The following is a 26,740-nucleotide window of genomic DNA, read 5'->3' as shown; positions in this document are numbered from 1 at the left end:
TGTAAATCAACTTGCTCCCTGTGCGCGCGGATTTTCCGGCCGGGGCGCATCAGGCCGTGAAAATCCGGCGGCCGAAGGTTGTCCGGGTATATTGCGAAGCGTGCGCAAAGGAAGGCCGAGCAACCATGACTGAACGAATCCACAAACTCATTCCGACCGGCGAGGCGACGGCGATACTTCCCATTGAGGGTGGCCGGGTTACGCCGGTGATGGTCATTGGGACCGAGGCGATCCGCGAGACGTTTGACGATGCGACGCTTCAGCAGGCGGTGAACACGCGGCTGGCGCCGGGGGTCGAGGCGGTCGTGCTGAATCCCGATGCGCACATCGGCTACGGCGCGCCGATCGGCTGCGTGATGGCGTCGGCGAGTCATATTTATCCGGGGCCGGTGGGGGTGGACATCAAGTGCAGCATGAGCCTGCTGCAGTTCGACCTGCCGGCGGAGTCGATCGTGGATCGCCGGACGCGGCGGGCATTGATCGACGCGATCTGCGAGCGCGTGCCGACGGGGCCGGGTCGCGGGCAGCGAAATGTGCCGAAGTCGCGCCGCGTTTCGGCGGAGGTGGGCCGGCGCGTGGCGGTGGAGGGGGCGTCGGCCGCGGTTTGCGAGGAGATCGGCGTTCCGGTGCACTGGGCGCAGCGCTGCGAGGACGCGGCGCACCTGGGCCATGACGATACGCAGGACGCGCTGGCCGATCGGCTGGAGCAGCACATCGGCGGGCGGACGTTTGCCGATTTCGGCGAGAAGATTCAGCAGCTCGGCTCTTACGGCGGGGGGAATCACTTCGGGGAGTGCGAGATCGTTCACGTCGGGGCGGGCGAGCGTGCGCGACGATGCGCGGAGACATTCGGCCTGCGCGACGAACATGTCGCGTTTCTATCGCACTGCGGCTCGCGCGGGTTCGGGTACGATCTGGCGATGGGCCAGTTTCGGTCGATGCAGGCGAAGTTCGTCAAGTGGGGCATTCCCTTTCCCGGGGACGACAAGGAGCTTTGTTATGCGCCGCTGGAGACGGCGGAGGCGAATTCATATCTGGACGACATGGCGCTGGGCGCGAACTTTGCGACGGTGAACCATATGCTGATCAACGCGCTGGTCCTCGAAGCATTCGCGGAAGTGATGCCCGGCGTGAAGGGCGAGCTGGTTTATTTCATCAGCCACAACATCGCGCGGAAGGAGATCGTCCACAAGCAGCCGATGTGGGTGATGCGCAAGGGGGCGACGCGGGCCTTTCCGGCGGGGCACCATGAGCTGGCGGATACGCCGTTTGCGCAGACGGGGCATCCGATCATTTTGCCGGGCGATCCGCAGAGCGGGTCGGCGGTGATGGTGGCGGAGGAGACGGCGTCGCTGTCGTGCTACAGCGTGAACCACGGGGCGGGGCGGGTGCTGGGTCGCAAGGCGGCGATCCGGGCGCTGGACCAGCGGGAGATCGACGCGTCGTTTGACAAGATGGACATTTTGACGAATGTCCGGCAATACCCGAAGGACGAGGCGCCGGCGGCGTATAAGGATTTTGACGAGGTGCTTCGGTCGGTGAAGCTGGCGGGGCTTGCGGCGGAGGTGGCGAGGTTGAAGGCGCGGTTTGTGATTAAGGATGGGGGTAAGGCGGATTATTGATTCCGCCAATCCTTAAGCGATACACGCTCAAACGTATCAATCTTGTTCACGCATGTTGATGCTATACGCACGGGCCGGAGGCCCATGCTACCCTGTTGGGCTCACGGGCCTGCCAACTGGTCGAAACTGCTACGCTGTGTGTCTTCGGGGGCCGCGATTACTTCTTCGTCGCCGCAGGGTCGAAGCTGCCGATTCGGATGTCGCCGACGTCGGAGGTCAGGTCGATGGCGGGCGTTCTTGAATCGCCGAGTTGGGCGGTGCAGTGGTGGCGGCGCTCGCGGAGGGTTTTGATTTTCGCGTCGTCGATGGAGAGGCGGACGTCGCCTACGTCGCAGTCGGCGAGGATGCTGCCCTGTTGATCGGGAGTGAGATAGAGCCGTACGTCGCCGACGTCGGTTGTCATCTTGACCGTGTCGGCCGTGGTGGGGAGCAGCTTGAGGCTGACGCTGCCGACGTTGCTGCGCAGGTCCACGGGACCGCCGGCGAGGGCGAAGATGTTGCCGACGTCGGTGACGGCGGTGAGGCCGCCGCGGGCGTTGTCGGCGCGGATGCTGCCGACGCCGGTGGTGACCTTGACTTCGCCACCGGGCTCGCCGTCGGCGGAGTCGGCGATGACGACTGCGTCGCCGACGTCATTCTTCAGTGAGATGTTTTTCTGGAAGCCGGAGATGTGGAGATCGCCGACGTCGTTGGTGACGTCGATGTCGACATCGGGCGGGGCGGTGATCTGCCACTGGACTTCGTAATTGCGGATGCTGGTGCCGCCGGGGTGCCTGGCTTCGGCGCGGACGACGCCGTCGGCGTTGGCGAGGGATACTTCGATGTCGGCGACGGCCTGATCGGCTTCGTGCTGGTTGCAGCCCTTGCCGATTTTGATGATCTCGGCTGTGACCTCGGTTGCGGCTGGGTCGGCCTTGACGGTGATGCGGCCGACGGAGTTATCGACGACGAGCCTTTCGGTTGGGCGTGGGGCGGAGAGCGTGAGGTGGTCGCGCGTGGCGAAGGGGGTTCCGCAGCCGACGAGGAAGAGGCCGAGGAGGGAGAGGGCGGCGGCTGGTCGGCGGAGCAGGGCGATTTGCGGTCGGGAGGGGTTTTTGCGGCTGACGGGGGCGAGGAATTCGTGCATGTTGTGTCTCCTTGAGAGTATCTGACAGCGGAACGGGGAGTCGGGATAGGGCGATTTTTCGATTCCCATCGTGGACCGGCCGGGGGAAACACCTGCTCGGTGCAGGTGGACCACCACTGGAGTGTATTAACGGGTCAGGCGGGGAATATTTTCGAAGGGGTCTGCCGGACTTGGAAATCGATATGACTGCTGATTAAGATGGCACCCATCGTCCAGCGTTTGAAAAAGGAGGCTCGCTGTATGACCGTATCTGCATCCCGCCGAGGAATTACCCGTATTGAGACGCTGTTACTGATTGTTTCGCTGTCGTTTGCCGCCGCAGCGGTGGTGCCGGAGCGGGGCAGCATGGACCGCCGGAAGCAGCGTCAGGAATGTGCCTATCGACTCGGCCTGCTGGCGAAGGCGTCGAGCCATTACTCGATGGCGAACGATGGGTGGATTCTTGGGTCGCCGAATTCGTCGGGGGCGTATCTGTTGAATCGCACCGTGGCTTATGGACCTGCGGTGCAGGTGTGGGACTTCATGGGTCCGCTGGCGGAGTTCTACGGTTTGGGCTTCACGCTACCGCCGGAGTCGGGCAGCCAGGCGGCCATTGCGGAGCGGTTTAATCAGATTCGCAATTCCGAGGTGTTCCACTGTCCGGCGAATGGCTTCATGGCGTCTGGCTATCCATCTCCCGGCGGCGTTGACGCCGGAACCGGGCCGATGATCAGCTACAACACAGCGCGTAATCAGCTCTTTCTTCCAGGAAATGTCGATGTTGGCGTGCAATCCATTGGCACATCCGCCAATGTGATTCTCCCAGCAGGGTACCTGCCGAAGATCGATCGTCTTGGGGATTTGTCGAGAAAGGTGTGGAGTGCCGACGGGGCGCGGTATTCGACCATTGAGATTCAACCGGATTACGATCTTGCAGTCAGAGCTTCCTTTGGAGGAACGTTTTCTGACGCTGGATCGTACTCAAAGAGTTCCCGCTCGTGGGACCGTCGTCGCGCGCCGGGCAATGGGTCGCTTTCGAGAACAGATGCGAGGCATTATGGCTTTCGCCATTCCGACACCGATCCGCCGGTGGGTGCGCCGGCTGAGGCCTTCAAGCACAATCTCGCTTTCTACGATACTCACGTCGAAACGCAGGGCGATCTGACCTCAACGAACCCGCATCAATGGTTGCCTGTTGGGAGCACTCTTCATTCCACCGATATTTGGCGGGATACAATTCTGCACTTTGGTCTGCCGCCCATCAGTCTGCTGATTAATTAGTTTCTACAGAATCGCGCCGGCCCGCCGCTCGCCTGGCGGGCCGGTGAACGCGGTCAGAACTTGACCTTCGGCGTTTCCTGGGCCTCTTCGCCAGCCTTGAAATACTCAGCCGGTTTGACGCCGGTCCAGCCGGCGTAGAGGGAGCCGGGGAAGGCGCGGATGTAGCCGTTGAGCCTTTCGGCGGCGCTGTTGTATTTCTTGCGCATCTCGGCGATGCGGTTCTCCGTGCCTTCGAGTTCGACCTGAAGGGCGCGGAAGTTTTCATTCGCCTTCAACTCGGGGTAGCGCTCCTGAATGACGAGGAGGCGGGAGACGAAGCTGTCCATGGCGTTGCTGGCCTGCATCTTGGCGCCAGTCGTGGCTGCGCCGGTGTAGGCCTTGCGCGAGTCGGCGATGCCCTGGAGCAGGTCTTTTTCGTGGGTGGCGTAGCCTTTGACGGTCTCGACGATGTTGGGGATGAGGTCGAAGCGGCGTTTGAGGACGACTTCGACATCGGCCCAGGCGCTTTTGACGCCTTCATCCATGGTGATCGTGCTCTTGTAGCCGCTGTAGGCGCAGCCGCCGGCGAGCAGACCGCCGCCGAGCAGGACGACAATTAACAATAAAATCGCCTTTGATGCACTCATACCAGAACCTCCGCTTCGTGAAAGAGTTGCCCCACAGGAGCCGCAATATTTCGCGCTGCCGGGGTTTGCTTGTCCGCACTGTGAGCAATTCGTCATTGCAATCCTCAATCTCCATCGCAAGGTCAGGGGCGCGATTACCAACTGCCGCCGGCGCCGCCGCCGCCGAACGATCCGCCGCCGCCTCCACCGAAGCCCCCACCGAATCCGCCTCCTCCACCGAATGAACCGCCGCCCCAGCCTGAGCGGCGACTATTCGCGAGGCCGCTGAGGACGTTGCCGAGGATCATGCCGGTGACGAAGTTGCCGCCGCCCCAGCCGTATCGACGTCGCCCGCGACCGCCGCGGAAGACGGCACTGAAGATGACGATCATGACGATGAGGCTGAAGCAGGAGGCGACTCCGCCTGCGGCAGTGCCACGACCCCGGCGCGAGCGCACGTTGATGTTCGGCATGCCGGTCAGTTCGACGCCCGCGTCCTTGGCCACGGCTTTTGCCAGTGCCGCCGTGCCCATCAGGATGCCCTGGCTGTAGTCGCCTTTTCGGAAATAGGGGACGAAGTATTGCTGTGCGACGGTATCGCAGTAGAGGTCGGGGATGGCGTCTTCGATGCCTTCGCCGGTGATGATGCGCCACTTGCGGTCCTTAACGGCGATGAGGATGAGGCAGCCGTTGTTATCCTTTTTCTGGCCGAGCTTCCACTTTCGGGCGGTCTCGATGCCGAGGGTGTAGATGTCGCGGCCGTTGGTGGAGTCGATGGTCCAGACCTTCATCTGGGCGCCGGTCTTTTGCTCCAGCTCCAGTAGCCAGCCGTTGATTTGGCCGATCGCATCGGCGCGGATGACGCCGGCGTCGTCGATGACGCCGGTGCGCGGCGTTTGATCTGCGCGGGCGACGGGCACGCAGGCGATGAGCACGATCAGGACCGCGGCGGATCGGAATCGTCGATCGAACTTATTACGATGGGCGTCTTTTGAATGGCCCATCCCGCATGGTGGATAGGGCATTCTCACTTCCTGTTGCTCGTCTGTCCGTCCATCTTGGTCGCCAGTAACTCGACGTCCTGGTAGACGGCCTCGAATTCATCCCAGCTTCCCTCGGCGTCGGGCCGAACGGCTTCGCGCAGCCCGGCTAGCTTGCGACCTGCGATCGACTCGCAGGCGGCGAGGACATCGGTGGCCGGGAGGTATTCCTTGCGGTCGTCGAGCCAGAGCACACCGCGGAGGGTTCGCAGGGTCTGCAGGGCGATGTCGCGTTCGAGATCGACGAGGAAATCGACCTTGCCGCCGGTGGCCAGCAGGCCCTGGCGCAGGCGGATCAGGATGCGCTTGAACTCGCGCTCGCATTGCAGCCGCAGATACTCTGGCTCAATGTTGATCTGCTCGAAGTAGTCGCGGCCGCAAAGTGTCAGCCGGCGCTGGTGAATCTCGAGAAGTTCCAGCGGGAATGAGTCGCTCGACGACGCGATGTACTCCGGGGTCATGGTGAGCGGGGCCGCAACGCGCATGCGGGCCATTTGCGGGCCGTGGGTGGCGAGGCGGCGGATCATCATTAGGTCAATCTTTCGCAGGACCAAGACGGTCGTCGCGCCGTGGTCGGATTTCTCGAACTCGGGTTCGAGCACCGGGCCGAAGACGGTCAGGCCGAGGAGGTCGTCTGCGGCCAGCGCCTCGAGAAGGTCGCGCAGATCGGCGAGCGGGCGCTCCATGCCGGCCGGGAGGCGGCACGATGGATCCGTCGAGATGGGATTTTGGGTGGCGCTAGCCTGCATATCGAGTCCTTCCACAAATGTGACGTTGGAAGAATAGTTCATTTTCGCCGGTCGGGCCATTAGAGAAAGGCAAATGATTTGTAATCCCTCCGGAAGTATCATGTAGGGCGTGGATTTATTCGCCGAGAAGCGCAAAGAAGCCCTGGCGCGAGCCCAGCCGCTGGCGGTGCGAATGCGACCGACGAGCCTCGATGAGTTCGCGGGGCAGCAGCATTTCCTCGGGCCGGGCAAACTGCTGCGCCGACTGCTGGATGCCGATCGTCTGAGCAGCGCGATTTTCTACGGACCGCCGGGCACGGGAAAGACGACGATGGCGGGGATCATCGCGGCGCGGACGCAGGCGGCGTTTGAATCCGTCAATGCGGCGGCCATCGGCGTCAAAGAGGTGCGCGAGATCCTTCAACGGGCGCGGCATCTGCTGGAGGACGATGGGCGGCGGACGGTTTTGTTTCTCGACGAAATTCACCGGTTCAATCGGGCGCAGCAGGACGTGCTGCTGGGCGACGTGGAGGACGGGATTGTCATTCTGGTCGGCGCGACGACGGAGAACCCGTTTTTCAGCGTGAACTCGCCGCTGGTCTCGCGGAGCCAGATATTTCAGTTCGAGTCGCTGACCGACGATGATTTGAGTCAGTTGATGCGGCGTGCGCTGGCGGACGTGGATCGCGGGCTGGGGAAATACAACGCGACGATCACCGACGAGGCGCTGAGTTTTCTCGCCAGGACGAGCGACGGCGATGCCCGACGGGCGCTGACGGCACTGGAGGTGGCGGTGCTTTCGCAGCAGTCGCCGGGGGCCACGTCGTCTGCCGTGACGCTGGAGACGGCGCAGGATTCGATCCAGCGCAAGGCGATCGTCTATGACGGCACGGGCGACGAGCATTACGACGCGGCCAGCGCGCTGATCAAGTCGATGCGGGGCAGCGATCCGGACGCGACGGTGTATTGGCTGGCGCGGATGCTGGAGGCGGGGGAGGACCCGCGGTTTCTTGCCCGGCGAATCGCGATCTGCGCGGCGGAGGATGTGGGCAATGCCGATCCGATGGCACTAGTCCTGGCGCACGCGGCGGCGCAGGTGACGAAGTTTGTCGGCCTGCCGGAGTGTCAGTTGCCGCTGGCCCAGGCGGCGATCTACATTGCCTGCGCCCCGAAGAGCAACGCCAGCGCGATAGCCATCTGGAACGCGGCGAGCGACGTGAAGAACAACCGGACGATCCCGGTTCCCCGACATCTGCGCGATACGCACTACAAGAGCGCGGGGCAACTTGGCCACGGCGAGGGCTATCAGTACGCGCACGATGCGCCCGGCGGCATGGTCGATCAGGACTATCTCGGCGTGGACAAGACCTATTATGTTCCCACCGACCGGGGGCATGAGAAGCAAATGGGGACGTATCTGGACAAGTTCAAATCGCTGCGTCAGGGGACGAAGTGATCATCGTCTCGCCGAGGAGCGCGGTCATCACCTGATTGCTCAGCAGCAATCCCCGCCGCGTGAGTCGAAAGCCGCTTGAATCGCGGGCAATCAATTTCAAGTCTGTGTACTCATCGAGCTGCCGGGCGAAGAGCGTTTCGGCCCGGAAGCCCGTGACCGCTTCAAATCTCCGGTAGTTAATCCCGTCGGTCAGGCGGAGCATCTGGATGGCCGTCTCTCGTGCGCGGTCTTCCGGCGAGAGGGACTCATCCTCCACGACGATGGAACCCTCGCCCGACTGCATTGCCTCGACGTATTTTCGCACGTCGGCGACGTTTTTTCGCCGCACGCCGCCCAGGTACGACACCGCCGAGGGGCCGATGCCCAGGTATTGGCGGTTTTCCCAGTAGATGATGTTCGCACGGCACCGTCGGCCCGGTCGGGCAAAGTTGCTGATCTCGTAGTGCTCGAATCCGGCGGCGGTCAGCAGGTCGATGGTGCATTCGAACATGTCCGCTTCGACGTCTTCATCGGCCTGGACGACGCGCCCCTGGTGCCGCAGGCGTGTCAGCGAAGTGCCCGGCTCGTACATGAGGGCGTAGCACGACAAATGCTCGGTGCCGACGTCGATGGCTCGGCTGAGCGTCTCGCGCCAGGAAGCGAGGGTCTGGCCGGGGATGGCATAGATGAGATCGAGATTGATATTATCGAACCCGGCGCGGCGGGCCGACGCCACGGACTCGAAGATGTGCCGGGGATCGTGGATTCGTTCGAGGACTTTGAGCTCGTCGGGGTTGAACGACTGGGCGCCGAAGCTGATGCGGTTGACGCCGTGTCGTCGAAGGAGGTCGAGCTTGAGTTCATCGGTGCTGGATGGATTGGCCTCGACGGTGAACTCGCTGACCGGCCCGGCCCGTTCGACCAGAAGCCCGAGAATCTTTCCGAGTGCATCTGCCGGGAGGACCGTGGGTGTCCCGCCGCCGACGAAGATGGTCTCGACCGGTCGACGCGGATCGCGCGCGGTCAGCTCCGCGGTGAGTGCCGCGATGAGGCCATCGACCAGGCCGGGGATGGTCGGCAGGGAATAAAAGTCGCAGTAGCCGCACTTCGTCGTGCAAAAGGGCAAGTGGACATACCATCCCAGGTGGGGCTGATTTTGGCTGGAATCGGTCGGCTGCGGCTTCATTGCCGCATGTTACAAGACCTGCCCCCGGCCTGCCTCTCGCGATGGGGAGATTGCTTGAACCGGGCCGTTGATTGCAGTAAATTGGGTTATCTCGACTGGTGGAGCACTCGGCTGGCGGGCCGACACGGGCTCGATCCGCGAACGTATAATTAAAACATGCTGGTTAATCTCATCACGTTCACTAAGAAGGGCGGGCGCAAGGACTTCGGCGTCGGCGCGAACAAGCTCATCATCGGGCGTCGCCCCGAGGCCGATATCCGCATCCCCGTCGGCGAGGTCTCCAGAGACCATTGCGAAATCAAGGTTCAGGGTGACAAGGTCCTCGTCCGTGACCTGGACAGCAGCAACGGCACCTTTGTGAATGACCAGCGGGTGTCGGAGGCGACGCTCAAGCCCGGCGACCACATGCGCATCGGCCCGGTGGAGTTCACGGTCCAGATCGACGGCGTGCCTGCCCAGGTGAAACCCGGCGCGGCCAGGCCTGCTCAGAAGGCCGCCAGCACCAACGGGCCGACCAAGATCGCCAAACCGGCCGCGGCATCGCCCGCCGCGGCGAAGCCGGCTCCGGCGAAACCGAGCACCGACGACGACGATATCGACTTCGACATCGACGAACTGGTAGAGCTGAATTCCGGCGATCTGAGCGACTTTGATATCGGCGAGGTCGACGAGGAACTAAGCGATTCCGACGTCGTCACGAACAAGGTGGACGACGTTGAAGAGGTTGAGGAGATCGAAGAGATCGAGGAAATCTCCGAAGACGACCTGATCGTCGATGACGATTCCGACAAGATATAGCCGCTCAGCGGGGGTCATACGCCGGGCGAACTGCAGGCAGCCATTTCCATCATTTTCAGGTTGTACCCCTTTTTTTGGATCGATCCGCGCGGCCGGTTTGCCCGGCGCGCGAGATTTCCGGCCGTGGGAGTGCCAGCTTGCATGGCACTTCGGGGAAATTTCGACCCCCCGGGGCCATTGATTTCCCGTCGAGGAAAGTAGCTAATGGGCACGAGTTTGCCTATCGGGTCGGAGCGTTGAAAAACGAGGCTATTGAGTTCGGGAATCGGTATCGGGGTCGGTTCTGCATGATCTATCAGTCGATTGCGAGACAGGCATGGCGCAACAACGCGCCAGGCTCCATGAACCGGCCCTCGTCCGTCTCGAAACTAAGCCCCCCAACCTTACTTTTCGCCGAGGTTCACTCCCTACGCCTCTGGGCCTTAAGATTCTCCCACACGGGCAAGTGCGCCCGGATGGCCGATGTGCCGGGAGGCTTGGACCCGAGTGCCGCACGACATCCTCAAACCGATCCTCACCTGGGGGGAGATGGTCAAGTTCTCCCACTCCGTCTTCGCGCTGCCGTTCGCGCTTTTTGCCACTTTCCTGGCGAGCCGCGATCTGCCGGGCGGCTGGCCGGGCTGGGGACGGATCGGTCTGATCATCGCGTGCATGGTTTCGGCGCGCAGCTTTGCGATGACGTTTAATCGCATCTGCGACGCGGCGCTGGACGCGCGGAATCCACGGACGGCGACGAGACCGATACCCGCCGGCAGGATCACGCTGGTCCAGGCGTGGGTGTTTACCGCCGTCGCGGCGATCGTCTTCGTCACCGCCGCCGCCGGGTTTGGGAAGTTTTTCGGCAACTGGTGGCCGATGAAGTTGTCGCCGGTCGTTCTCGCGGCGCTGGCGTTTTATTCGTATTGCAAGCGGTTCACAGCGATGGCCCACTTTGTGCTGGGGGCGGTGATCGCGGCGGCGCCGACGGCCGCGTGGATCGCCGTCAACCCGGCGACACTGGACATGACCGTTGTCCTACTCACGCTGGCAGTGATGTTCTGGATCGCGGGGTTCGACATTATTTATGCCTGCCAGGATGTGGAGATCGACCGGCGCGACGGCCTCTTTTCCATTCCCGCGAGACTCGGCGTCGCCAAGGCGCTCTTCGCGTCGCGGGCCTGTCACGTCGTGACGGTTTCGATGCTATTGGGTCTGGGGTTCCACGCGGGTCTCGGCAGTTGGTACTGGGCCGGGGCCGCCGCAACCGCCGTGCTATTGTTCGTGGAGCAATCGCTGGTGCGGGCGAATGATCTATCGCGCGTCAATCTCGCCTTCTTCACGGTCAACGGATTCATCAGCCTGATGCTGGGCGCGGCGGGCATTGCCGATCTGATGACTTAAGTCAACAGGCCCATCCATCTGCACCAGTCAACCGCCCCCTTCATGCCTGCTTCGATTTCGACTTTGGGATCGTAACCCAGTTCGCGCATGGCCTTTTCGCAGGAGACGCCGACGTGCCAGTGCGACTCGCCGACGAGGTGCAGCGTCTGCCAGTAAAGCTGCATCGAGGCGAGGACGATGTCGCCGGCGAAGGCGATCGGCCCCACCATCGCGGGCAGTCGCAGGTAGCGCGGCTCGACGCCGCATGCCGCGGCCATGGCATCGGTGACGATCTTGGTTGTGTAGGTCCGGCGATCGGCGATGTAGTAGGTCTGGCCCTTGGCCGCCGGATGCGTCAATGCCAGCCGGCAGCCCTGGATGAGATTGTCAATGTGGCTGAGGCTGCGGGCGTAGTCGCCGCTGCCGACGAGCGGCATCTTTCCGTGGATGATGCGCTTGTAGATCTCGACGTGGCGCTGCGGCACCGGCGGACCGTAGAACATGCACGGCCGCAGGTGCACCACCTCGATGCGACCCCCGGCGTCGTTCAATAACCGCTCGGCGTGCCATTTGCTGCGGCCATAATGGCTGAGCGGCTTGGGCGGATCGGATTCAACCATCAGGCGATCGCGCGAGTCGGAACGCCCGGCGGCGGCGTTGCTGCTGATGTTCACGAACCGGCCGGCCCCACCGCTTATGGCTCCATTGAGCAGTCGCCGGGTGCCTTCGGTGTTGATCTCGTACCAGTCGCGGGTTCGGCGGACGTGGAGAATGCCTGCCGCGTGAAAGATGGTGTCGACGCCTTTGGTCGCCTCGATGAGCGCCTTTTCATCGCGCAGGTCCGCGGCGACATACTCGACGGGAACCGGCAACTGCCCCGGCTGCGCCGAGGCGCGCGTCAGGTCGTGCGGCAAGACCATGCAGCGCACCGCCGTCAGACCGGCGGGCGGATCATCGCGCAGGGAATCCAACAACGCGGTCGTCAGCCAGCCGGGCACGCCTGTAAGGAGGAGGCGGCCCAGGGGCCTAGGCGCGGGGCTCAAGTTGTGCGCTCCAGGGTTGGCGGGCCTCGCTGATGGGTCGGCTGTACTTTCGCATGAGGTCCCAGATGCGAATCTTGATCATGTCGAATGGGTCAAAGAGCATGCAGCGGACGAAGTTGATGCGCGAGCCGGCCTTGTTGTCCCAGTGGACCGACTCGAAGAAGCACTGGATATTCTGAAGGTGCATCAGATAAAACAATTCGACGTCGATCATGCCGCCGTCGATCCGGCAGAGGGGAAAAATCTTCTGCACCGTCTCGCGGCGGAACAGCTTGAAGCCGCACTGGCTGTCGACGACGGCCTTCTTGAAGACGATCAGGTGGGTGAGAATCTGAAGCGAGAGGCCGACGATGCGCCGCCACTTGGACTCGTTGTCCTGGTAGGTTCGCACGCCGACGACCGCGCCGCAGCCGTGCTTCTCGACGTCGTCGATGAAGCGGCCGACCTCTTCGATCGGCACGGCGTGATCGGCATCCATGAACAGGACCAGTTCGCAGCGGGCATCGAGACAGCCGCGACGGACGGCCGCGCCCTTGCCGAGGTTGCGCCCCTGGCGCACGGCGCGGACGTTCGGCCAGCCTTCGGCGTTGATGCGATCGACGATGTCGGGCGTGCCGTCGCTGCTGCCGTCATCGACGACCAGCACCTCGTACTTCTCGAAGTGGGCATCGAGGTACGGACGAATCTCGGCCAGCGTCTGAGGCAGACGGTGGGATTCGTTGTAGGCGGGAATGACAACCGACAGTGATTGGCTTCGCTTGTGCGTTTCGGCTTCCATGGCTACTCGGCACCCGGTTTCTGGAGGACCAGCGTATAGTAGAACAATCCCTGCCGATGCGACAAGGGTTTGAATCGGCCTTCGAGCAGATGGCGGCGGGTCTGCGGCCAGTCGGCGAGATAACCGCGGAGAAAGTGCCACTCCGAGCGGATCAGGCTGCCGAACCACCTCAGATACGGCGTCACCAGCCACCATCGGCGGAGGAAACAGCGAAAGGCCAGCCGAATCTGCGGGCTGGAGGGGAAGTCGATGATCCCCAGCTTGCCGCCGGGCTTGAGGATCCGCCAGCACTCGTCGAGGAAACTCTTCACGTTCTCGGCGGTCTCCAGGTGGTGCAGGGCGTGGATGCTGAGGGCCCAATCGGCCTGACCGTCGGGGACCGGGAGCTTGCGCACGTCGGAGACGGTGAAGGTGAAGCGCTTCTCGTTCTCCAGCTCGGGGTACGGCGTGATATCGACGCCGTTGAGATTGTGGAACCCCATGTCGTGCAGCGTGGTGAGGGCCTCGCCCATGCCGCAGCACAGGTCGTAGACCACCGACTGTCGGCTTTCCTTCGTCAGGCCGAGTCGTTCGAGCTTTTCGCGCATCTGCGCCTGCCGCCGCTCGTGCTGGCGCGGGTCGCTGTAGACCTGGGTCCAGTAGGCGTCCTTTTCCGTCTTGGCGGCGGCGGGCTCATTCGGCTTGGTCAGGACGAGGTAATAAAGGAAGAACTCGCGGTCCCAGCGCTCGACGCGCAGCGGGCTCTCGTGAATCGCCAATTCGGTGGAGGGCCAGACATCGAGGTACGGGTCGAGGTAGTCCCACTCCTCGTCGACGATGTCGGCGAAGTTGCGCAGGTTCGGCGTGATGGTGCCGATGCGATGGCGCAGCAGCGAGAACAAGAGCCTGATCTGCGGGCTGCCGGGAAAGTCGAGGATGAAGAGTCGTCCGCCGGGCTTGAGCACGCGACAACACTCTTTGAGAAACTCAGCGACGCCGCGCGTGCCGCCCATGTGGTGCAGGGCGTGGAGATTCATCACCACGTCGAACTCGTTATCCGAGAAGGGGAGGCCCTTCACGTCGCAGGCGATGAAGCGCCGGCCGTTGGAATTGTTCCAGGACGGCTGATAGAAGCTGTCGACGCCGTAGAGCCGCTGGAAGCCGTTGTCGTGGAGAATGGAGAGGGCCTCGCCGCGACCGCAGCAGGTGTCGAGAATCTTGACGGAGCGGTCGAGCTGGAGGATGCCGAGCTTGGCGAGCTTGGCGGGGATCTTCGCGGTGCGCTGGGAATGGAACGGCTCGAGGTAATGCGCCGAATTCCATTGGACCGTTTCCATGTGTCAGCCTCGTCCGGTTTCAGGCGGTTTTGGTGCGGCGATAGGTCAGGGTAATCATGACGCTCGAGCACTGCCAGCGGAAGAACGGCACGTGCTCGATGGCATGGTTGAACGCCACCAGGGTTGAGAGGAACCACTTCGGACACTTAAACGGAAACAGGAACGGGGCGATCTTGAAGCTCGTCAACTCGTAGCCGTCGTGCCCCTCGAAGAAGCTGCGCCAGCGGCGCGGCGTGAACGACTTTTCGCCGGCGGCCCGATGGCCGGGCGTCAGCTCGCGCAGCTTGCGGAGGACGGCGAGCCCGTTGGACTCGGTCAGGAGGCAGCGGCCGCGGGCGACGCGCATCATCTCGCGGGCCATGGCGCGCGGATCGTTGACATGGTGCATGACGTCGAACTCGACCGAGGCGTCGAACTCCTCATCGGCCCAGGGGAGCTTCTCGGCGTCGGCCTGCACGGCATCGAGGCCCTGACTGCGCAGCCAATCGACACCTTCGGGGAAGTACTCCGAGGTGATGTAGCGGCGGATCGTCCCGGTGTTGGCCGCGAGGATGGCCTTGGACATGTCGCCGTTGCCGGAGCCGATTTCGCAGAAGTCGAGGTTCTTGCCGCCGCCGAACGTCTCGTAAAAGAAGCGGACGTAGCGGGGAATGATGAAGGCGTCGCTGATGTCGCCGACGAGCTTCTTGCGCCACGACGTCTCGGCGTCGTGAATCGCGGCCCAGTTCTCTTTGTGTTCGGCCGTTTGTGTCGTCATATCATCTGCCGCCGGTGAATGCTGAGGGACTGGGCGTTAAACACGTTGGTGATGACCTTCGCGCCTTCGAACTCGACATTATAGTGAAGCCGCTTCATGCCGAGCGAGGCCATGTGGGCGGTCAGCTCTTTGTGATTGGCGGGGGCGTAGAGCATGAGGAATCCTCCGCCGCCGGCGCCGGCGATCTTGCCGCCGAGAACGCCGTAGTCTTTCTTCAACTGCTCGTAGAGGTCGTCGATCTTCGAGTTGGAGATCTTGCCGGAGAGCTTGCGCTTGTGCTGCCAGTGCTTGTCCATCAGGACGCCGAACTGATCGAAGTCGCCCTGCACGATGGCGTCGCGGATGGCCCGGCCGATCTCCTTGATGCCCAGCAGGCTGTCTTCCACGCGGCCGCGGTCCTTGCTCTTGGGCTCCTTCATCGCCTGGTCCTGTTCTTTCAGGACGTCGACTGTGTTGCGCTGGACGTTGGTGTAGTACATGTGCGTGTTGGCGACGAGGGTCGAGATGCTCGCCGGCTCCAGCGGGATGTGATGCACCGCGACCTTGCCGGATGGGGCGATGTCGAGCGTGGTCAGCCCGCCGAAGGTGGCCATGAATTGGTCCTGCTTGCCGATGGGCTTCTTGAGGATGTTCAGCTCAATGTGGCAGGCTTCCTCGGCGATCTCGGCCAGCGGCACCGGCCGGCGCAAGTAGTCCCGCACCGAGGTGAGCAGGCCGACGAGATAGCAGCTGGAGGAGCCCAGGCCCGATCCGGCGGGCAGGTCGGCGACGGATGCCACCTCGATGGCATCGTTGATGCCGTGCAGGCGGAAGGCCTCGCGGGCCAGTTCGTGCTTGAGGCCTTCGATGTTGTCCACCGTTTCGCTGTCGGTGTAATGCAGACGGACGAGGCGGTCGGCGTTGGGCACGTTGAGCACGACGTACATATACTTGTCGATGCCCATGGCGAGGATGAACCCGCCGTGCTGCTCGTAGAAGCTGGGCAGGTCGGTCCCGCCTCCGCCGAGGGTCAATCGAAAAGGTGTTCTGGAAACAATCATCGCGTTACTACCTCCGCCGCTGAGGCGAAACCTCGCATCATCTCCTCCGCCTTGGCCAGCGCCTCTGGTGTGTCAATCGCGAGGCAGTATCCGTCGATGGGATAGGCCATCAGCCTGCCGCCGTCGGAGATCAATTTCGGGAAGACGTCTTTGCCGAAGTCGCTGAAGCCATCGGGCAGCATGGAAAGCACGCCCGGCTCGACAAGATAGACGCCCGCGTTCACATAGGGGCTCACATTGCCGCCGCCCTCGACGAAGCGCTCGACGCGGTTCGCCGAGTCGAGAACGACTCGGCCGCCGGCCAGGCCGGTATTCGGCACGCGGTCGAAATCGAAGACGGCGATCGTCACCAACGCATCCGATCGGGCATGGGCCTCGGCCAGCCGGGTCCAGTCGAGCGACACGAGGTTGTCACCATAGACGACGAAGAATGTTCCGTGGCGCAGCTCGCGCTCCAGCTTTTTGGCCGCGCCGGCGGTGCCGAGAATCTCCGGCTCGCGCGAATAGCGCACATCGAGCCCCAGCCTTCGGCCGTCGCCGATGCGATCTTCGATCTGCTTGCCTTCATAGTGCAGATTGACCCAGGCCTCGCGAACGCCGACCCCGGCGAGCGTGCGCAGGTTGCGCTCCAGCACCGTTTGTCCGGCGACTTCGATGAGCGGCTTGGGCACATCGCCGGCGGCGGCGCGGATGCGCGTGCTCTTTCCGGCGGCGAGCACCAGTGCTTTGCCTATTCCGCAATCGGTCGGCTTCATGGTCACAGGGCAAAACCCGCCTTGGTCGCGTCGTCGTGAAACATCCTGACCGTGTCGAGCGAGAATTCGGTGAGGTCCTTGCCGATCAGCTCCAGCTTTTTCAGGATGTCGTTGGTCGCGGTGATGATGTGGCAGCCGATCTCCTCGGCCTGCATGACGTTGAGCAATTCTCGGGGGCTGGCCCAGATCAACTCGGCGTTGGGGCTGGCCCGCATGATCTCGACCGATTGCCGCATGATCGGCATGGGGTCGCGTCCGCTGTCGGCGATGCGCCCGGCGAAGACGGAGATGCAGCACGGCGCGCCGCCGATGACCGCCGAGGTCACGGTTCGCACCTGATCGACCGTCATCAGGGCGGTGATGTTCAGCTTGACCCCGGCGTGCGAGAGCTTATGCACCAGTTCCGTCGTCGGGCAGCTCTGGGTGTTGGTCACTGGAATCTTGACGTAGACGTTGTCGCCCCAGGTCGAGATCTCCTTCGCCTGACGTTCCATGTTTTCCACGTCGTCGGCGAAGACCTCGAACGAAATCGGGCGATCCTTGATGGACGCCAACACGTCGCGGGCGAAGGTGCGATAGTCGCAAATGCCCGCCTTGCGCATCAGAGTCGGGTTGGTGGTGAACCCCTTGATGTACGGCTTGGCGTACATCTCCAGCATTCCCGCCTTGTCCGCGCCATCGGCAAACAGCTTGACCCGCAGATCAGAGAGGGCTTTGGTCATACAGTCGAATCTCCGTGATGGTTCTTCAGTCGCGAGGCAGCGTCATCCATGATCAGCCTGACCGCGGCCGCCACGTCTTGCGCGACGTGGTCCGGGCTTGGCGTGTCATTGTACGGTTTGGTGTGTGGGTGGTCGATGAAGATCGTCCGGCAGCCGGCCCTGTGGCCGCACTGGATATCGCTGCCCCGGTCGCCGACCATCCACGAGGCGGACAAGTCGATTCCGTGTTTTTCCGCCGCGAGAAGCAGAAAATAGGGCTCCGGCTTGCGACATCGGCAGGGGCCTGTGAATTCGGGAACGATGCCCTGCGGATGGTGATAGCAGTAGAAGGCCTCGCGAAAGGTGACGCCGGCGGCGCGGAAGCGGGCCTCGGTCTCCTGGGCGATCTGGTGAATCGCCTCGAGTGTCGTCTTGCCTTTGGCGTAGGACGGCTGGTTGGAGACGATGAAAAGGTCGAAGCCCGCGGACTGGGCGCGGCGCAAGGCGTCGATGGCGTCGTCGCAAAGGCGAAGGTCGCGCACGTCGTGGGCCGACTCGTATTCGCCTGTCGCGGGGTTGAAGACCGGCTCGGTCAGGACGCCGTCGCGATCGAAGAAGATCGCCGCACGCATTTGGGGACTGATCATCAGGACTCGCTCGGCGGTCAGAATCGCTCGATACTCGGCGAGGAAACGCTGCGGCGACCCACCCGGCCCGACGTCGATCGCCTGCGGGAGATTATCCGCGTGATGCGTGCGGGAGTCAATCGCCTGCGGCGCGATCGGACCCCTCAAAGATGCCGAAGCGGCTGTTTCAGGCTAGGATGCCTGTCATGGCGACGCAGCGAATACAGCGTGTTTTGGCATCGGCCGGGTTCGGCTCGCGCAGGGCCTGCGAGGAGATGGTCGAGCGCGGGCGGGTCGCCGTGAACGGGCATGTCTCACGAAAGCTCCCTATTCTGGTTGATCCCGAGAAGGACAGCATCAGCGTCGACGGGAAGTTGATCCGCGCCGAGGGGCTGGTCTATTACCTGCTCAACAAGCCCAAGGGCGTCTTCTGCACGAATGAGGACCCGGCAGGGCGCAAGCGGGCGGTCGATTGCATGGTCGGCGTGAAGGAGCGCGTCTATCCGGTCGGGCGACTCGATGCCGACTCGATGGGCCTGCTCATCATGACCAACGACGGCGCGCTGGCACAGAAGCTCACTCATGCGCGCTACGGCGCGCCGAAGACCTACCGTGTCGAGGTGGCCGGGCTGCCGACCGAGGCCGACATTGCCAAGCTGCGAAGCGGCATGTGGCTTTCGGAGGGCAAGACCGCTCCGGCGCAGATCACGGTCGTCCACAAACAGCGCGACAAGGCCATCCTGGAGGTCACGCTGCGCGAGAGTCGCAACCGCGAGATTCGCCGCATGCTGGCGAAGCTGGGGCATAACGTCCGCCGGCTGGTGCGCATTCGCATGGGCAAGCTGTCGATCGCCAAGCTGCCGATCGGGGGGTATCGCAGGCTCACACCGGCGGAGGTCTCTTATCTCAAGGCGCTGGGCGACGGGACGGCCGAGTCGGAAGTGCGGCCTTCGGCGCCGCGGCCGCGTCGTCCGAGTCGCGGTCCGCGCAGGGCGGTGAAGACCGGCGGGCGCGCGGGGGCTGTTCGCAGTTCATCGTCCGGCGCCGCGCGGCGAACCGACGCCCCGCGCCCGCGACCGCGCAAGGGCGCGGCGCGCAAGCGACGCATCCTCGGGCCGGATGGGCCGGGCGGCGGATCGGGCGGGCAACGAAGCGATCGCGGTTCGCGCTAGCCTTCGGCGCCGGAGGTCGGCGATGCGGGGGGTTTCGATTTGTCACGGTGGGCCGCGCCGACCAATTCGCCGACGCTGGCGAGGCCGTGACGCGCAAGATAATCCGACAAGCCGTCGATAATCTGGATCGGCGTGGTCGGATCGACGTAGAGGGCCGTTCCCACTGACACCGCGCTGGCACCGGCGAGGATGAACTCGACGGCGTCGCGCCAATTACTGATGCCGCCGATGCCGATGATCGGCACGCCGGCGCCCTCGGCGACTTCCCGATAGACCTTGTGCACCATATAAACGGCCATCGGCCTGATGGCCGGGCCGGAGAGGCCGCCGGTCTGATTGGCCAGGACCGGCCGCTGCTTTTCGATGTCGATGACCATGCCGAGGAAGGTGTTGACCATCGAGAGGGCGTCGGCGCCGGCCTCGACGGCGGCGCGGGCGGTGGCGGAGATGTCGGTGACGTTCGGCGAGAGTTTCACGATGAGGGTTCCGCGCTTCACTTCGGGGCGGACGGCGCGGACCAACTCCTTGAGCGATGCGGGATCGGTGCCGAACATGAGGCCGTCGGCGACGTTGGGGCAGGAGACGTTCAGTTCGATGCCGGCGATCTCGGGGGCGGTGTCGACGGCGCGGCAGACGGTGACGTAGTCTTCGATACTGTGGCCGGCGACGTTGACGAAGACGGCGGCGCCGAGGGTGGCGATCTCGGGGAGCTTCTTCGACATGAACTCGTCGAGGCCGACGTTGGCGAGGCCGATGGCGTTGAGCATGCCGCCGGGGGTTTCGACGATGCGCTGAGGGGCGTTACCCATGCGGGGCTTGACGGTGACGCTCTTGGTGGTGAATGCGCCGAGCTTTGAGAGGTCGACGTACTGCGAATATTCGTGGGCGTAGCCGCAGGTGCCGGATGCGGTGAGGACGGGGTTCTTGAGCGTGCACTTGCCGAGCTTCACGCTGAGGTCGGGATTTTGTGCGCTCGCGGTCACAGGGCGAATCCTCCGCGAGGCATTGTCGGTCGGCGGGATTTGATTGCAAACCCGGGGGGTTTGGCGGTGGATTTGCGCTTGAGGACGGGCAGCGGAGCGATGGAATTGTTCGCGATCTGCGCTCGCGCGGCGGTCAAAATCCAAGGTGACATATAGTGACACACGCGATTTTTTTCGCTTGCAACTCTTGCGGCGGGCAAGTGTTGGGGCGCTTCGTGTCTTAGGTGGTTTTGGGTGAAAAAGACCTGAGACTTGCGGCCTGGGGCCTGGGGTTGGGATTGCCGGCATTGGTGACATCGCGCGCTACCTCGCTGGGCATTGGTGGATTGATCTCCATGTATGAAATCTTGCTCCACGTGCGCGCCGAGGCCGTCGGGCCGGATAGAATCATTAAACGTGAGACATGGAAGGGGACGAGTTTTCGGAGGGATGGCGGTGGATTTACGGCTGGCGTGGGAGGCGGGATTGAGAAGACAGAATGTTTCCAATATGCCGACCGAGTATGCAGGCGGAAAAGTAGAGTGTCCCCTTTGCCCCCATGGGGGCGCAATCGCTTTTTGATCCTGGAAACACAAGCGGCACGAGACTTGCCATCTTCGAGGCATCCACGGGGGCCGCTCGTAATCGGGCTAACTGGACAATCGAGAGAGGCCGACGCAGGTGACGTTCCTCCGTCATCAATGGTAGCGTGGCGACGCATGACGCAGTACGGCGCGGCCGTGCGCGGTCGTGGTGCGCGATGAAGCGCCGCTTGATCGGCGGCTGAGGAATCGTGTTCCGCACGAGCGACGAAGGTGCGCGCAAGCGATGTGTGAACAGGGTATTTTGGCGACAGCAACGTTGGCGGGCGGCGCTCCCGCAGACTCAGCGCCGGAAGGACTTTTTCCGCAGCAGGCAGGCACCGACCGTGAACAGGGCGAGCATGTGCGGCTCAGGCACAAGCGAAAAATTGATCTCGCCCGCGCCGGTGGCGAGGAGGCCGGTGCTGCCGAAGGTGTCGAGGATCATGTTGTACTGAAGCACGATCTGGCGGTTGGGGGGCAGGACGCCCTGTCCGTTGATGGTGAAGGTTCCCGAGGCGGGCCCGTGAAGAAACGTAGTGTGCATATCGCCCTGGGAGAAATAGACCTCGTGCGACTGGAAGTCCCAGGCGACGAATCCCCACTGGATGGCCATGGCACCGGCCGGCAGGTCCCAGTCATAGTGGCCCTGAGCGGAAAGGAGGAGATCGACGGACGGCGTGATGTAGATGTTGCCCGATGAGAGCGACCGGGTACCGCCGTTGCCGTCGACGGCGACGTGCGACGCAGCGATCAGAAATGAGGCCGTATCGGGAGTCCAAGAGAAATCAAAATAACTATGTGCCTCGGACGGCGCGACCATGACGTGTTGTGCGCTAATGTAAGGCGATGGCTGCGGAGTGAAAGAAGAACTGAAGTGGTTTCGTGTGTCGATGATGCCCGTCGAAAGAGCCCAGTCATCGAGCGTAAAGGAGTCTCCAAGGGCCTCGCCCGAGCAAATCAACACAAATGCCGTTGCGAATAACTGTAGTTTCTCACATGTCCCCATGTTGCCTCTTCCTTATTGTACGGCGCCCACAGGTTGTCGTTCAACTCGCGGAGAGAGGAGTTTGACCTATGTCTTGCTCCGTCCCCGCAGCCTGATACCCCCACGCCCCGGCGTAGCCATACCGCCCGCCGCCGACGCCGTTCGCATAAACCCGCTCGCCAAACGCCGTGTACACCGCACGACCCGCACTCGGCGGCGACCCGGCACTGGCCCCGCTCGTCGCCTCCGTCGTGCCGATCAGGTTGCCATGCAGATAAGTCTGCCGCGAACCCGCCGCCGCAGAGTAATCATAATCGATCACGCCCGGCTCGTGGGCGACCTTCTCGGTGACTACCGCAGCGTTCGACTGGTCGAGGGCGACAGTGTAATCACCGTGGATGCTCTGCCCGGCGTAGTCGGACCACTTACCTTGATCAAGTGACGCCCCCGTCACATGGTACGGCCGCACCATGTACCGCTGCCGCCCGCCGTCGTAGCGATACTCCATCGCCGCCAGCGCATGCCGGGGCGCAAATCGCCATGAAAGTTGTCAACGGGATGAGTGCTGAATGACTGACTTTGAAATTGAAAACTAACCCGACACGGCCGCGACCTGCTCGGGCGACAGGAGTTCGAGGTACTTCTCCTGTACCAGCACCTGGTCCGTCGGCACCATCGTGATCACATTCCACGGGCACACCTGCGCGCACAGCTTGCAGCCGATGCACACCTGAAGGTCGATCGTGCAGATGCCCATTGCGTAGCCGGGATGCTTGGGGTCGCGGATCTTGTCGATGCAATCGACCGGGCAAACCGCGACACACGCGTCGCACCCTGTGCAGAGGTCTTCGTCGAGAATCGCGAGTTGTTTCGGAAGTTTCTTTGCCATCAGCCTTGAATCACGAGGTTAAATCCCACGCCACGGGCCCTCGAAAGCCGCCGCGGTGCGAGGGCAAGCGGACTGACCTTCCATTCATCGGAAGTCCGATGACGGAGGTTGACCGCCGCCAATGGAGAATAGTTGGGTCAGCCGGTCTAGGCAAGTCCGGCGGGGGGCCTGAATTGCGGCTTCCGTGAGTGCTTGCTGATCAGTTGCGATTCGGGTCGGAGGCGTTCAAGGGCGCCGGGCCGCAGACGCGGGCTGATCGGCTTGGCGGCGGGCTCGTGATGGCCGTTGCCGCCGGTCCGCTTCTGACCGTTGGATTTCGCCGGCGAAGCGGCGATGCCGTGGTCCTTTCCGTTCTGCGAGGCGCCGGTTCCGACCGTTTCCGCCTCTTCTTCGACGACGGCATCCACGCGGCTGCTCATGATGCGCTCGGTTGCGGCGCCGGAGATCAGCTCATCGGTGGTCACCAGAACCGCCCCCTTGGCGTCCATGAGCCGCATGGCCAGTTCGGCGTCGCCCGCGCTCCAAGATCCGCAGGCGTCGGTGACGATCGCCACCCGATGCTGCCGGGCGAGGAGCCCCAGGGCCATGGCCTTGACACAGTGCTCGGCCACGGTGCCGAAGATGACAAAGTGGTTCGCGGAGAGCGAATGGAACAGGCGATCCGCCTTCGGATTCGCCAGAAAATCGCGCGAGCGCTTGGTGATGATCAGTTGCTGAATTCGTTTGAACGGATCGGCCGGAATGTCCATCGTGTTGTCGCCCATGACCAGGGCGCGACGCGGCATCAACGTGAAGGGTATCTTTCGCTGCCCGCGCGAGCGATCGACGCAGTGCGGCGGAAGGCCGCGCGATGGTTCGCTGGGGCGATGGCATTCAAGGCTCGAAATGATCGGGATACTTTCGACCCGCGCCCAGTTCATCAGTTTGCGAATGTTGGGAAGCACCTCGGTTCGATTCGTCACCGGCAGTGCGCCCTGCGGCAGCAACAAATCACACTGGGTGTTCATGTCGACCAGAATTCGGTCGAACTGGTAACGACGCGTCTGAGTGCTCATTCCCGCCTCCCCTAACGAGACAACCGATAGCGAGCCGCTGACAGACAGAACGATCAGTTTTCAAGAATCCCCGAACGGGGGCAGCGACTCAATTCCAGTCGGAAGGGTACGCAGAAGATTTCAGACCTTGTGAATTGTGAACTTCCCCAAGTCTTCTGTGCAACTCTTCCCCTCGATGTCAGAATCTTACCCCCGCCAATGACGCAAAGCGAGTAAAGATTTGGAGAGGATTTACGGGTTTCGGCAAACGAGGAGCAACGACTCATTTATTCGACGGTCTCGCTTCGACAAAAGCGATTCATTTCAGTCAGGTGGGGTGAAAGCGTCGTTTTCCACCGGCAGAGACCAAAAAATTCGCCTATCTTAACACTTGAGTTATGATGACCGGGAATACGGAGCGGCGTAGTTTTCGGGCGCAGCTCGATCGCTGAAGCGACTGGTTAGAGGCCGGTGATTCGTTCGCCGTGTCATACGCTACGCTGGGAACTTCACAGGAATTTGACACACCCTGTCGCCTCCCGAAAATGACGCTCGACTCAAAACAGGAAACACCGGCCATCTCATGAATCCTCTGCACAATACGCCGCATCGCCGATATCGAATTGCTCAACGGTCGTCTGGGCGGGTGCGTGGCATTCTGCTCCGCATGTCCGCCATCCTCGCACTGGGCGTCTGCGGCTGCGGCGATATCGAGTGGAACTGGGACTGGGCATGGTGGAAGAAACCCGAGCGCGTGGTCAGACCGGTTCGTCAGGCTGATGCGCCGAGGCGCGATCAGGCCGATCGGTCCGATGAGGCGCATGGCCGGCCCTCGGGGGCGGCATCGACCAGTGCAAACGCCGCGCAGTCACCGCCTTCAACGGTTGTGCCATCCGCCGAGCCCATCGCGGCCAATTCACAGCCGCTTCCCAACCGCCCGTTCTATTACCTCTACTTCATCAGCGGCGATGCGGCCCGGGATGAATCAACCCGCGGCGAGGTCCGCATTGTGTTGGAGCATGCCCCGGCCCTGGCCTGCGCTCGGTTGATGGAGTGGCTCTACGTTCCCACCGGTCGCTCGGGGAGCACGACGGAGTCCTACGCGATCTACGAAAACGCCGCGGAGTTCCGCGCCGCCGCGGCAATGGCTGGTTCGCTCGATGTCGCGCCGGCCCCGCTGCCCATCTCCAGCGTCGGCACTCACGCCGCCTTTGAATCCGGCATCGCCATGTTGCTGGGGGCACTCAATGCCGGACCCGGCGGTGACACCAAGCTCGCCAAGGCAAGTGAGCTGCGGTTCGTCGAGGCCCTGCAATCGACCGACCTGCCGCCGATCATCCGCTGGGCGTCGGGCATCCTCGCTGGAAGGGTGGCCGAGCAATACCGCTACGATCATGCCGGCGCGAAAAGCTACTTCAAACAGGCCGAACGACTCGTCCCGGATGGCTCGATTGAAAAGATGACCGCCCGGTGGTGTCGGGCCGAAGTGCTGACCCAGGAAGGCAAGTCGTCCGACGCCATCCTCGTCTATCAGGAAATCATCGAGGAGTTCGGCAAGGCCAACGCCGACTCGCACATCGTGCGAAGGGCAACGGCGCTGATAGATGAATACAACAAGCGGTGATGACGGAAACGATCGGTGGGGGGGGGTGTCAGTTGTGAGCGTAGACTTCCGCGCTCGCCACGTGAATCGGCGTCACCGATTCGAGTTGGCGAAGATAGTCGTGCAGTTCATTCTCGGTGAAGACCTGCAGAAATTCCCGCCGAGCCGAGCGGTTCAGCTCCATGATTCGATCGATCAGCTCTCGCTTGGTCATGACCGCGCTCCTGGCTCAAGGGCCCGCCCGCAGGAATCCGCCGCCGCGGTTGACGCACCCTCTCTGGGGGGCGACGCCGAAGCGACGCCGCTACCTGTGGGTAGGGCGGGTTTTTGGGGGCGAGTTTCACGTCGAGAGGCGGGTCTTGCCGTTCGGCGCACTTTCGTATCGGATGGCCCATGCCGTCGACTTTAGAACGGCTCACACGATCTTGAGTTGCCCGGACGCCCCGGCATTTCTATAGTCGTGGCAACCATGGGGAGTGGAGCGCGAAGCATCTGCCGGACAATCATGGATTCAGAAACCACCCAGCACAGCGAGCCATCAACTTCACCAGAATCAAGCCCGCGCAAGGACGCCGGTTTATCCCAGCCGTCCCACTTTGTCAGCAAGTCGGTCAAGCGAAGGGCGCGCCACGAGTTCGACGGCTGGGCGAAGACCTACGACCGCTCGATCGTCCAGCACCTGCTCTTCCGGCCCGCTTATCGGATGTTCATGGAAGAGCTCTACGAATGGCGGCGACACATACCCGATCCCTTCGATGGGCTCGACATTGGCAGCGGCACCGGTAGCTGGCTGGCCATGATCGCCGGCAGTCCATTGCCCAGCCGCCGCCTCGTCGGCCTGGACTATTCAGGCGAGATGTGCCGGGTCGCCGAACAAAAGGCCCGAACCATCGAAGGCGCCCCGAGCTTCATCAATGGAGATTCGGAGCACCTGCCGTTCGCCGACGGCGCCTTCGACTTCGTCACCTGTAGCCATTCCTTCCATCACTACCCCAATCAGGCCGCCGCCGTCCGCGAGATGCGCCGCGTCCTGCGGCCCGGCGGCCGGCTCATGCTCATTGACGGCTTTCGGGACAATATCATCGGCTGGGTGCTTTTCGACGTCTTTATCACCCGGGCCGAAAGTACGCCCGAAGCTCCCGTGTTTCATGCCCCATGGAGCATGATGCGGCAGTATTTCGTCGATTCCGGCTTTAGCCAGATTCGCCAGCGCAAGACCGGCATCTGGGCGCCAATTTTCCTGACCGTCGGCACAGTCTGATTCGCCATGGCGAAATAGCATCCGACACCGAGTCCGGTTATCCTGATAGTCGGCTGATGAAGCCCTCACACGGCC

27 protein-coding genes are annotated in these 26,740 nt (G+C 62.8%); 8 read left to right on the top strand and 19 right to left on the bottom strand.

Annotation, left to right across the window (positions count from 1 at the left end; genetic code table 11):
• Window positions 1-125 precede the first annotated feature (125 nt).
• On the top strand, window positions 126-1,622 hold the full coding sequence (locus tag HS101_03560) for an RtcB family protein (GenBank protein MBE7505342.1): 1,497 nt from the start codon (window positions 126-128) through the stop codon (window positions 1,620-1,622).
• A gap of 157 nt (window positions 1,623-1,779) precedes the next feature.
• On the opposite strand, the gene HS101_03555 is transcribed toward HS101_03560, so the two are convergent.
• Window positions 1,780-2,748 carry a hypothetical protein gene (locus tag HS101_03555; protein MBE7505341.1) on the bottom strand — a complete coding sequence of 323 codons (969 nt, stop codon included), beginning with the start codon at window positions 2,746-2,748 and terminating at the stop codon, window positions 1,780-1,782.
• A 240-nt stretch (window positions 2,749-2,988) separates the two neighbouring features.
• Between HS101_03555 and HS101_03550 the strand changes: the two genes are divergently transcribed.
• Window positions 2,989-4,008: a hypothetical protein gene (locus HS101_03550; protein ID MBE7505340.1), complete on the top strand. Its 1,020-nt coding sequence runs from the start codon at window positions 2,989-2,991 to the stop codon at window positions 4,006-4,008.
• Window positions 4,009-4,061: 53 nt separating this feature from the next.
• On the opposite strand, the gene HS101_03545 is transcribed toward HS101_03550, so the two are convergent.
• The 3 genes from HS101_03545 to HS101_03535 form a co-directional block, all read right to left on the bottom strand.
• Window positions 4,062-4,634, bottom strand: a complete 573-nt coding sequence (locus tag HS101_03545; GenBank protein ID MBE7505339.1) for a LemA family protein — start codon at window positions 4,632-4,634, stop codon at window positions 4,062-4,064.
• Between the two features lie 134 nt (window positions 4,635-4,768).
• On the bottom strand, window positions 4,769-5,638 hold the full coding sequence (locus HS101_03540) for a TPM domain-containing protein (protein ID MBE7505338.1): 870 nt from the start codon (window positions 5,636-5,638) through the stop codon (window positions 4,769-4,771).
• Between the two features lie 2 nt (window positions 5,639-5,640).
• Window positions 5,641-6,402: a hypothetical protein gene (locus tag HS101_03535; GenBank protein ID MBE7505337.1), complete on the bottom strand. Its 762-nt coding sequence runs from the start codon at window positions 6,400-6,402 to the stop codon at window positions 5,641-5,643.
• Window positions 6,403-6,574: 172 nt separating this feature from the next.
• On the opposite strand from HS101_03535, the gene HS101_03530 reads away from it, so the two are divergent.
• Complete coding sequence (locus HS101_03530; protein ID MBE7505336.1) at window positions 6,575-7,837, top strand: replication-associated recombination protein A; 1,263 nt, start codon at window positions 6,575-6,577, stop codon at window positions 7,835-7,837.
• On the opposite strand, the gene hemW is transcribed toward HS101_03530, so the two are convergent.
• The gene (gene hemW / locus HS101_03525; GenBank protein MBE7505335.1) at window positions 7,809-8,942 is read right to left on the bottom strand and encodes a radical SAM family heme chaperone HemW; all 1,134 of its coding nucleotides are present in this window, start codon (window positions 8,940-8,942) and stop codon (window positions 7,809-7,811) included. The two genes, HS101_03530 and hemW, sit on opposite strands and share 29 nt — an antisense overlap.
• 216 nt (window positions 8,943-9,158) lie before the next feature.
• Here hemW and HS101_03520 point away from each other — a divergent pair, with 216 nt between their 5' ends.
• Together HS101_03520 and HS101_03515 are read left to right on the top strand one after the other, a co-directional pair.
• Entirely contained in the window at window positions 9,159-9,800 is a 642-nt protein-coding gene (locus HS101_03520; protein ID MBE7505334.1) for an FHA domain-containing protein, read from the top strand.
• A gap of 528 nt (window positions 9,801-10,328) precedes the next feature.
• A complete protein-coding gene (locus HS101_03515; GenBank protein MBE7505333.1) occupies window positions 10,329-11,180 on the top strand; it encodes a UbiA family prenyltransferase in 852 nt (283 codons plus the stop codon).
• Here HS101_03515 and HS101_03510 read toward each other — a convergent pair.
• The 8 genes from HS101_03510 to HS101_03475 are packed head-to-tail and all read right to left on the bottom strand — an operon-like array spanning window position 11,177 to window position 18,343.
• Window positions 11,177-12,202, bottom strand: coding sequence for an NAD-dependent epimerase/dehydratase family protein (locus HS101_03510; GenBank protein ID MBE7505332.1), 1,026 nt, complete (start codon window positions 12,200-12,202; stop codon window positions 11,177-11,179). The genes HS101_03515 and HS101_03510 overlap by 4 nt on opposite strands.
• Window positions 12,186-12,980 (bottom strand): glycosyltransferase, encoded by a 795-nt coding sequence (locus HS101_03505; GenBank protein ID MBE7505331.1) that lies wholly within the window; start codon window positions 12,978-12,980, stop codon window positions 12,186-12,188. The genes HS101_03510 and HS101_03505 overlap by 17 nt, the downstream gene beginning before the upstream one ends.
• 2 nt (window positions 12,981-12,982) lie before the next feature.
• Entirely contained in the window at window positions 12,983-14,296 is a 1,314-nt protein-coding gene (locus tag HS101_03500; protein MBE7505330.1) for a class I SAM-dependent methyltransferase, read from the bottom strand.
• Window positions 14,297-14,315: 19 nt separating this feature from the next.
• A complete protein-coding gene (locus HS101_03495) occupies window positions 14,316-15,053 on the bottom strand; it encodes a class I SAM-dependent methyltransferase (protein MBE7505329.1) in 738 nt (245 codons plus the stop codon).
• Window positions 15,050-16,093 (bottom strand): galactokinase, encoded by a 1,044-nt coding sequence (locus HS101_03490; protein MBE7505328.1) that lies wholly within the window; start codon window positions 16,091-16,093, stop codon window positions 15,050-15,052. Before HS101_03490 ends, HS101_03495 begins: the two co-directional genes overlap by 4 nt.
• Window positions 16,090-16,854, bottom strand: a complete 765-nt coding sequence (locus HS101_03485; GenBank protein MBE7505327.1) for a nucleotidyltransferase family protein — start codon at window positions 16,852-16,854, stop codon at window positions 16,090-16,092. The genes HS101_03490 and HS101_03485 overlap by 4 nt, the downstream gene beginning before the upstream one ends.
• Window positions 16,851-17,570: a transaldolase gene (locus tag HS101_03480; protein ID MBE7505326.1), complete on the bottom strand. Its 720-nt coding sequence runs from the start codon at window positions 17,568-17,570 to the stop codon at window positions 16,851-16,853. The genes HS101_03485 and HS101_03480 overlap by 4 nt, the downstream gene beginning before the upstream one ends.
• Window positions 17,567-18,343, bottom strand: a complete 777-nt coding sequence (locus HS101_03475) for an HAD-IIIA family hydrolase (GenBank protein ID MBE7505325.1) — start codon at window positions 18,341-18,343, stop codon at window positions 17,567-17,569. The genes HS101_03480 and HS101_03475 overlap by 4 nt, the downstream gene beginning before the upstream one ends.
• A 38-nt stretch (window positions 18,344-18,381) precedes the next feature.
• On the opposite strand from HS101_03475, the gene HS101_03470 reads away from it, so the two are divergent.
• Window positions 18,382-19,347, top strand: coding sequence for an rRNA pseudouridine synthase (locus HS101_03470; protein MBE7505324.1), 966 nt, complete (start codon window positions 18,382-18,384; stop codon window positions 19,345-19,347).
• Here HS101_03470 and HS101_03465 read toward each other — a convergent pair.
• The 5 genes from HS101_03465 to HS101_03445 form a co-directional block, all read right to left on the bottom strand.
• A complete protein-coding gene (locus tag HS101_03465) occupies window positions 19,344-20,618 on the bottom strand; it encodes a dihydroorotate dehydrogenase (protein ID MBE7505323.1) in 1,275 nt (424 codons plus the stop codon). The two genes, HS101_03470 and HS101_03465, sit on opposite strands and share 4 nt — an antisense overlap.
• Window positions 20,619-21,194: 576 nt before the next feature.
• The gene (locus HS101_03460; GenBank protein ID MBE7505322.1) at window positions 21,195-21,899 is read right to left on the bottom strand and encodes a hypothetical protein; all 705 of its coding nucleotides are present in this window, start codon (window positions 21,897-21,899) and stop codon (window positions 21,195-21,197) included.
• A 40-nt stretch (window positions 21,900-21,939) separates the two neighbouring features.
• The gene (locus HS101_03455) at window positions 21,940-22,386 is read right to left on the bottom strand and encodes a hypothetical protein (protein ID MBE7505321.1); all 447 of its coding nucleotides are present in this window, start codon (window positions 22,384-22,386) and stop codon (window positions 21,940-21,942) included.
• Between the two features lie 84 nt (window positions 22,387-22,470).
• Window positions 22,471-22,767 carry a 4Fe-4S binding protein gene (locus HS101_03450; GenBank protein ID MBE7505320.1) on the bottom strand — a complete coding sequence of 99 codons (297 nt, stop codon included), beginning with the start codon at window positions 22,765-22,767 and terminating at the stop codon, window positions 22,471-22,473.
• 146 nt (window positions 22,768-22,913) lie between these two features.
• On the bottom strand, window positions 22,914-23,822 hold the full coding sequence (locus HS101_03445) for a cysteine hydrolase (GenBank protein MBE7505319.1): 909 nt from the start codon (window positions 23,820-23,822) through the stop codon (window positions 22,914-22,916).
• A gap of 646 nt (window positions 23,823-24,468) precedes the next feature.
• On the opposite strand from HS101_03445, the gene HS101_03440 reads away from it, so the two are divergent.
• Entirely contained in the window at window positions 24,469-25,425 is a 957-nt protein-coding gene (locus HS101_03440) for a hypothetical protein (GenBank protein ID MBE7505318.1), read from the top strand.
• Window positions 25,426-25,453: 28 nt separating this feature from the next.
• Here the strand turns inward: HS101_03440 and HS101_03435 are convergent, their stop codons facing one another.
• The gene (locus HS101_03435; GenBank protein MBE7505317.1) at window positions 25,454-25,618 is read right to left on the bottom strand and encodes a hypothetical protein; all 165 of its coding nucleotides are present in this window, start codon (window positions 25,616-25,618) and stop codon (window positions 25,454-25,456) included.
• Between the two features lie 291 nt (window positions 25,619-25,909).
• Between HS101_03435 and HS101_03430 the strand changes: the two genes are divergently transcribed.
• The gene (locus HS101_03430; GenBank protein MBE7505316.1) at window positions 25,910-26,665 is read left to right on the top strand and encodes a class I SAM-dependent methyltransferase; all 756 of its coding nucleotides are present in this window, start codon (window positions 25,910-25,912) and stop codon (window positions 26,663-26,665) included.
• Window positions 26,666-26,740: the final 75 nt, after the last annotated feature.

The organism is Planctomycetia bacterium, assembly GCA_015075745.1.
Lineage (GTDB): Bacteria > Planctomycetota > Phycisphaerae > UBA1845 > UTPLA1 > UTPLA1.
This window is presented reverse-complemented; position numbering and strand designations above follow the sequence as displayed.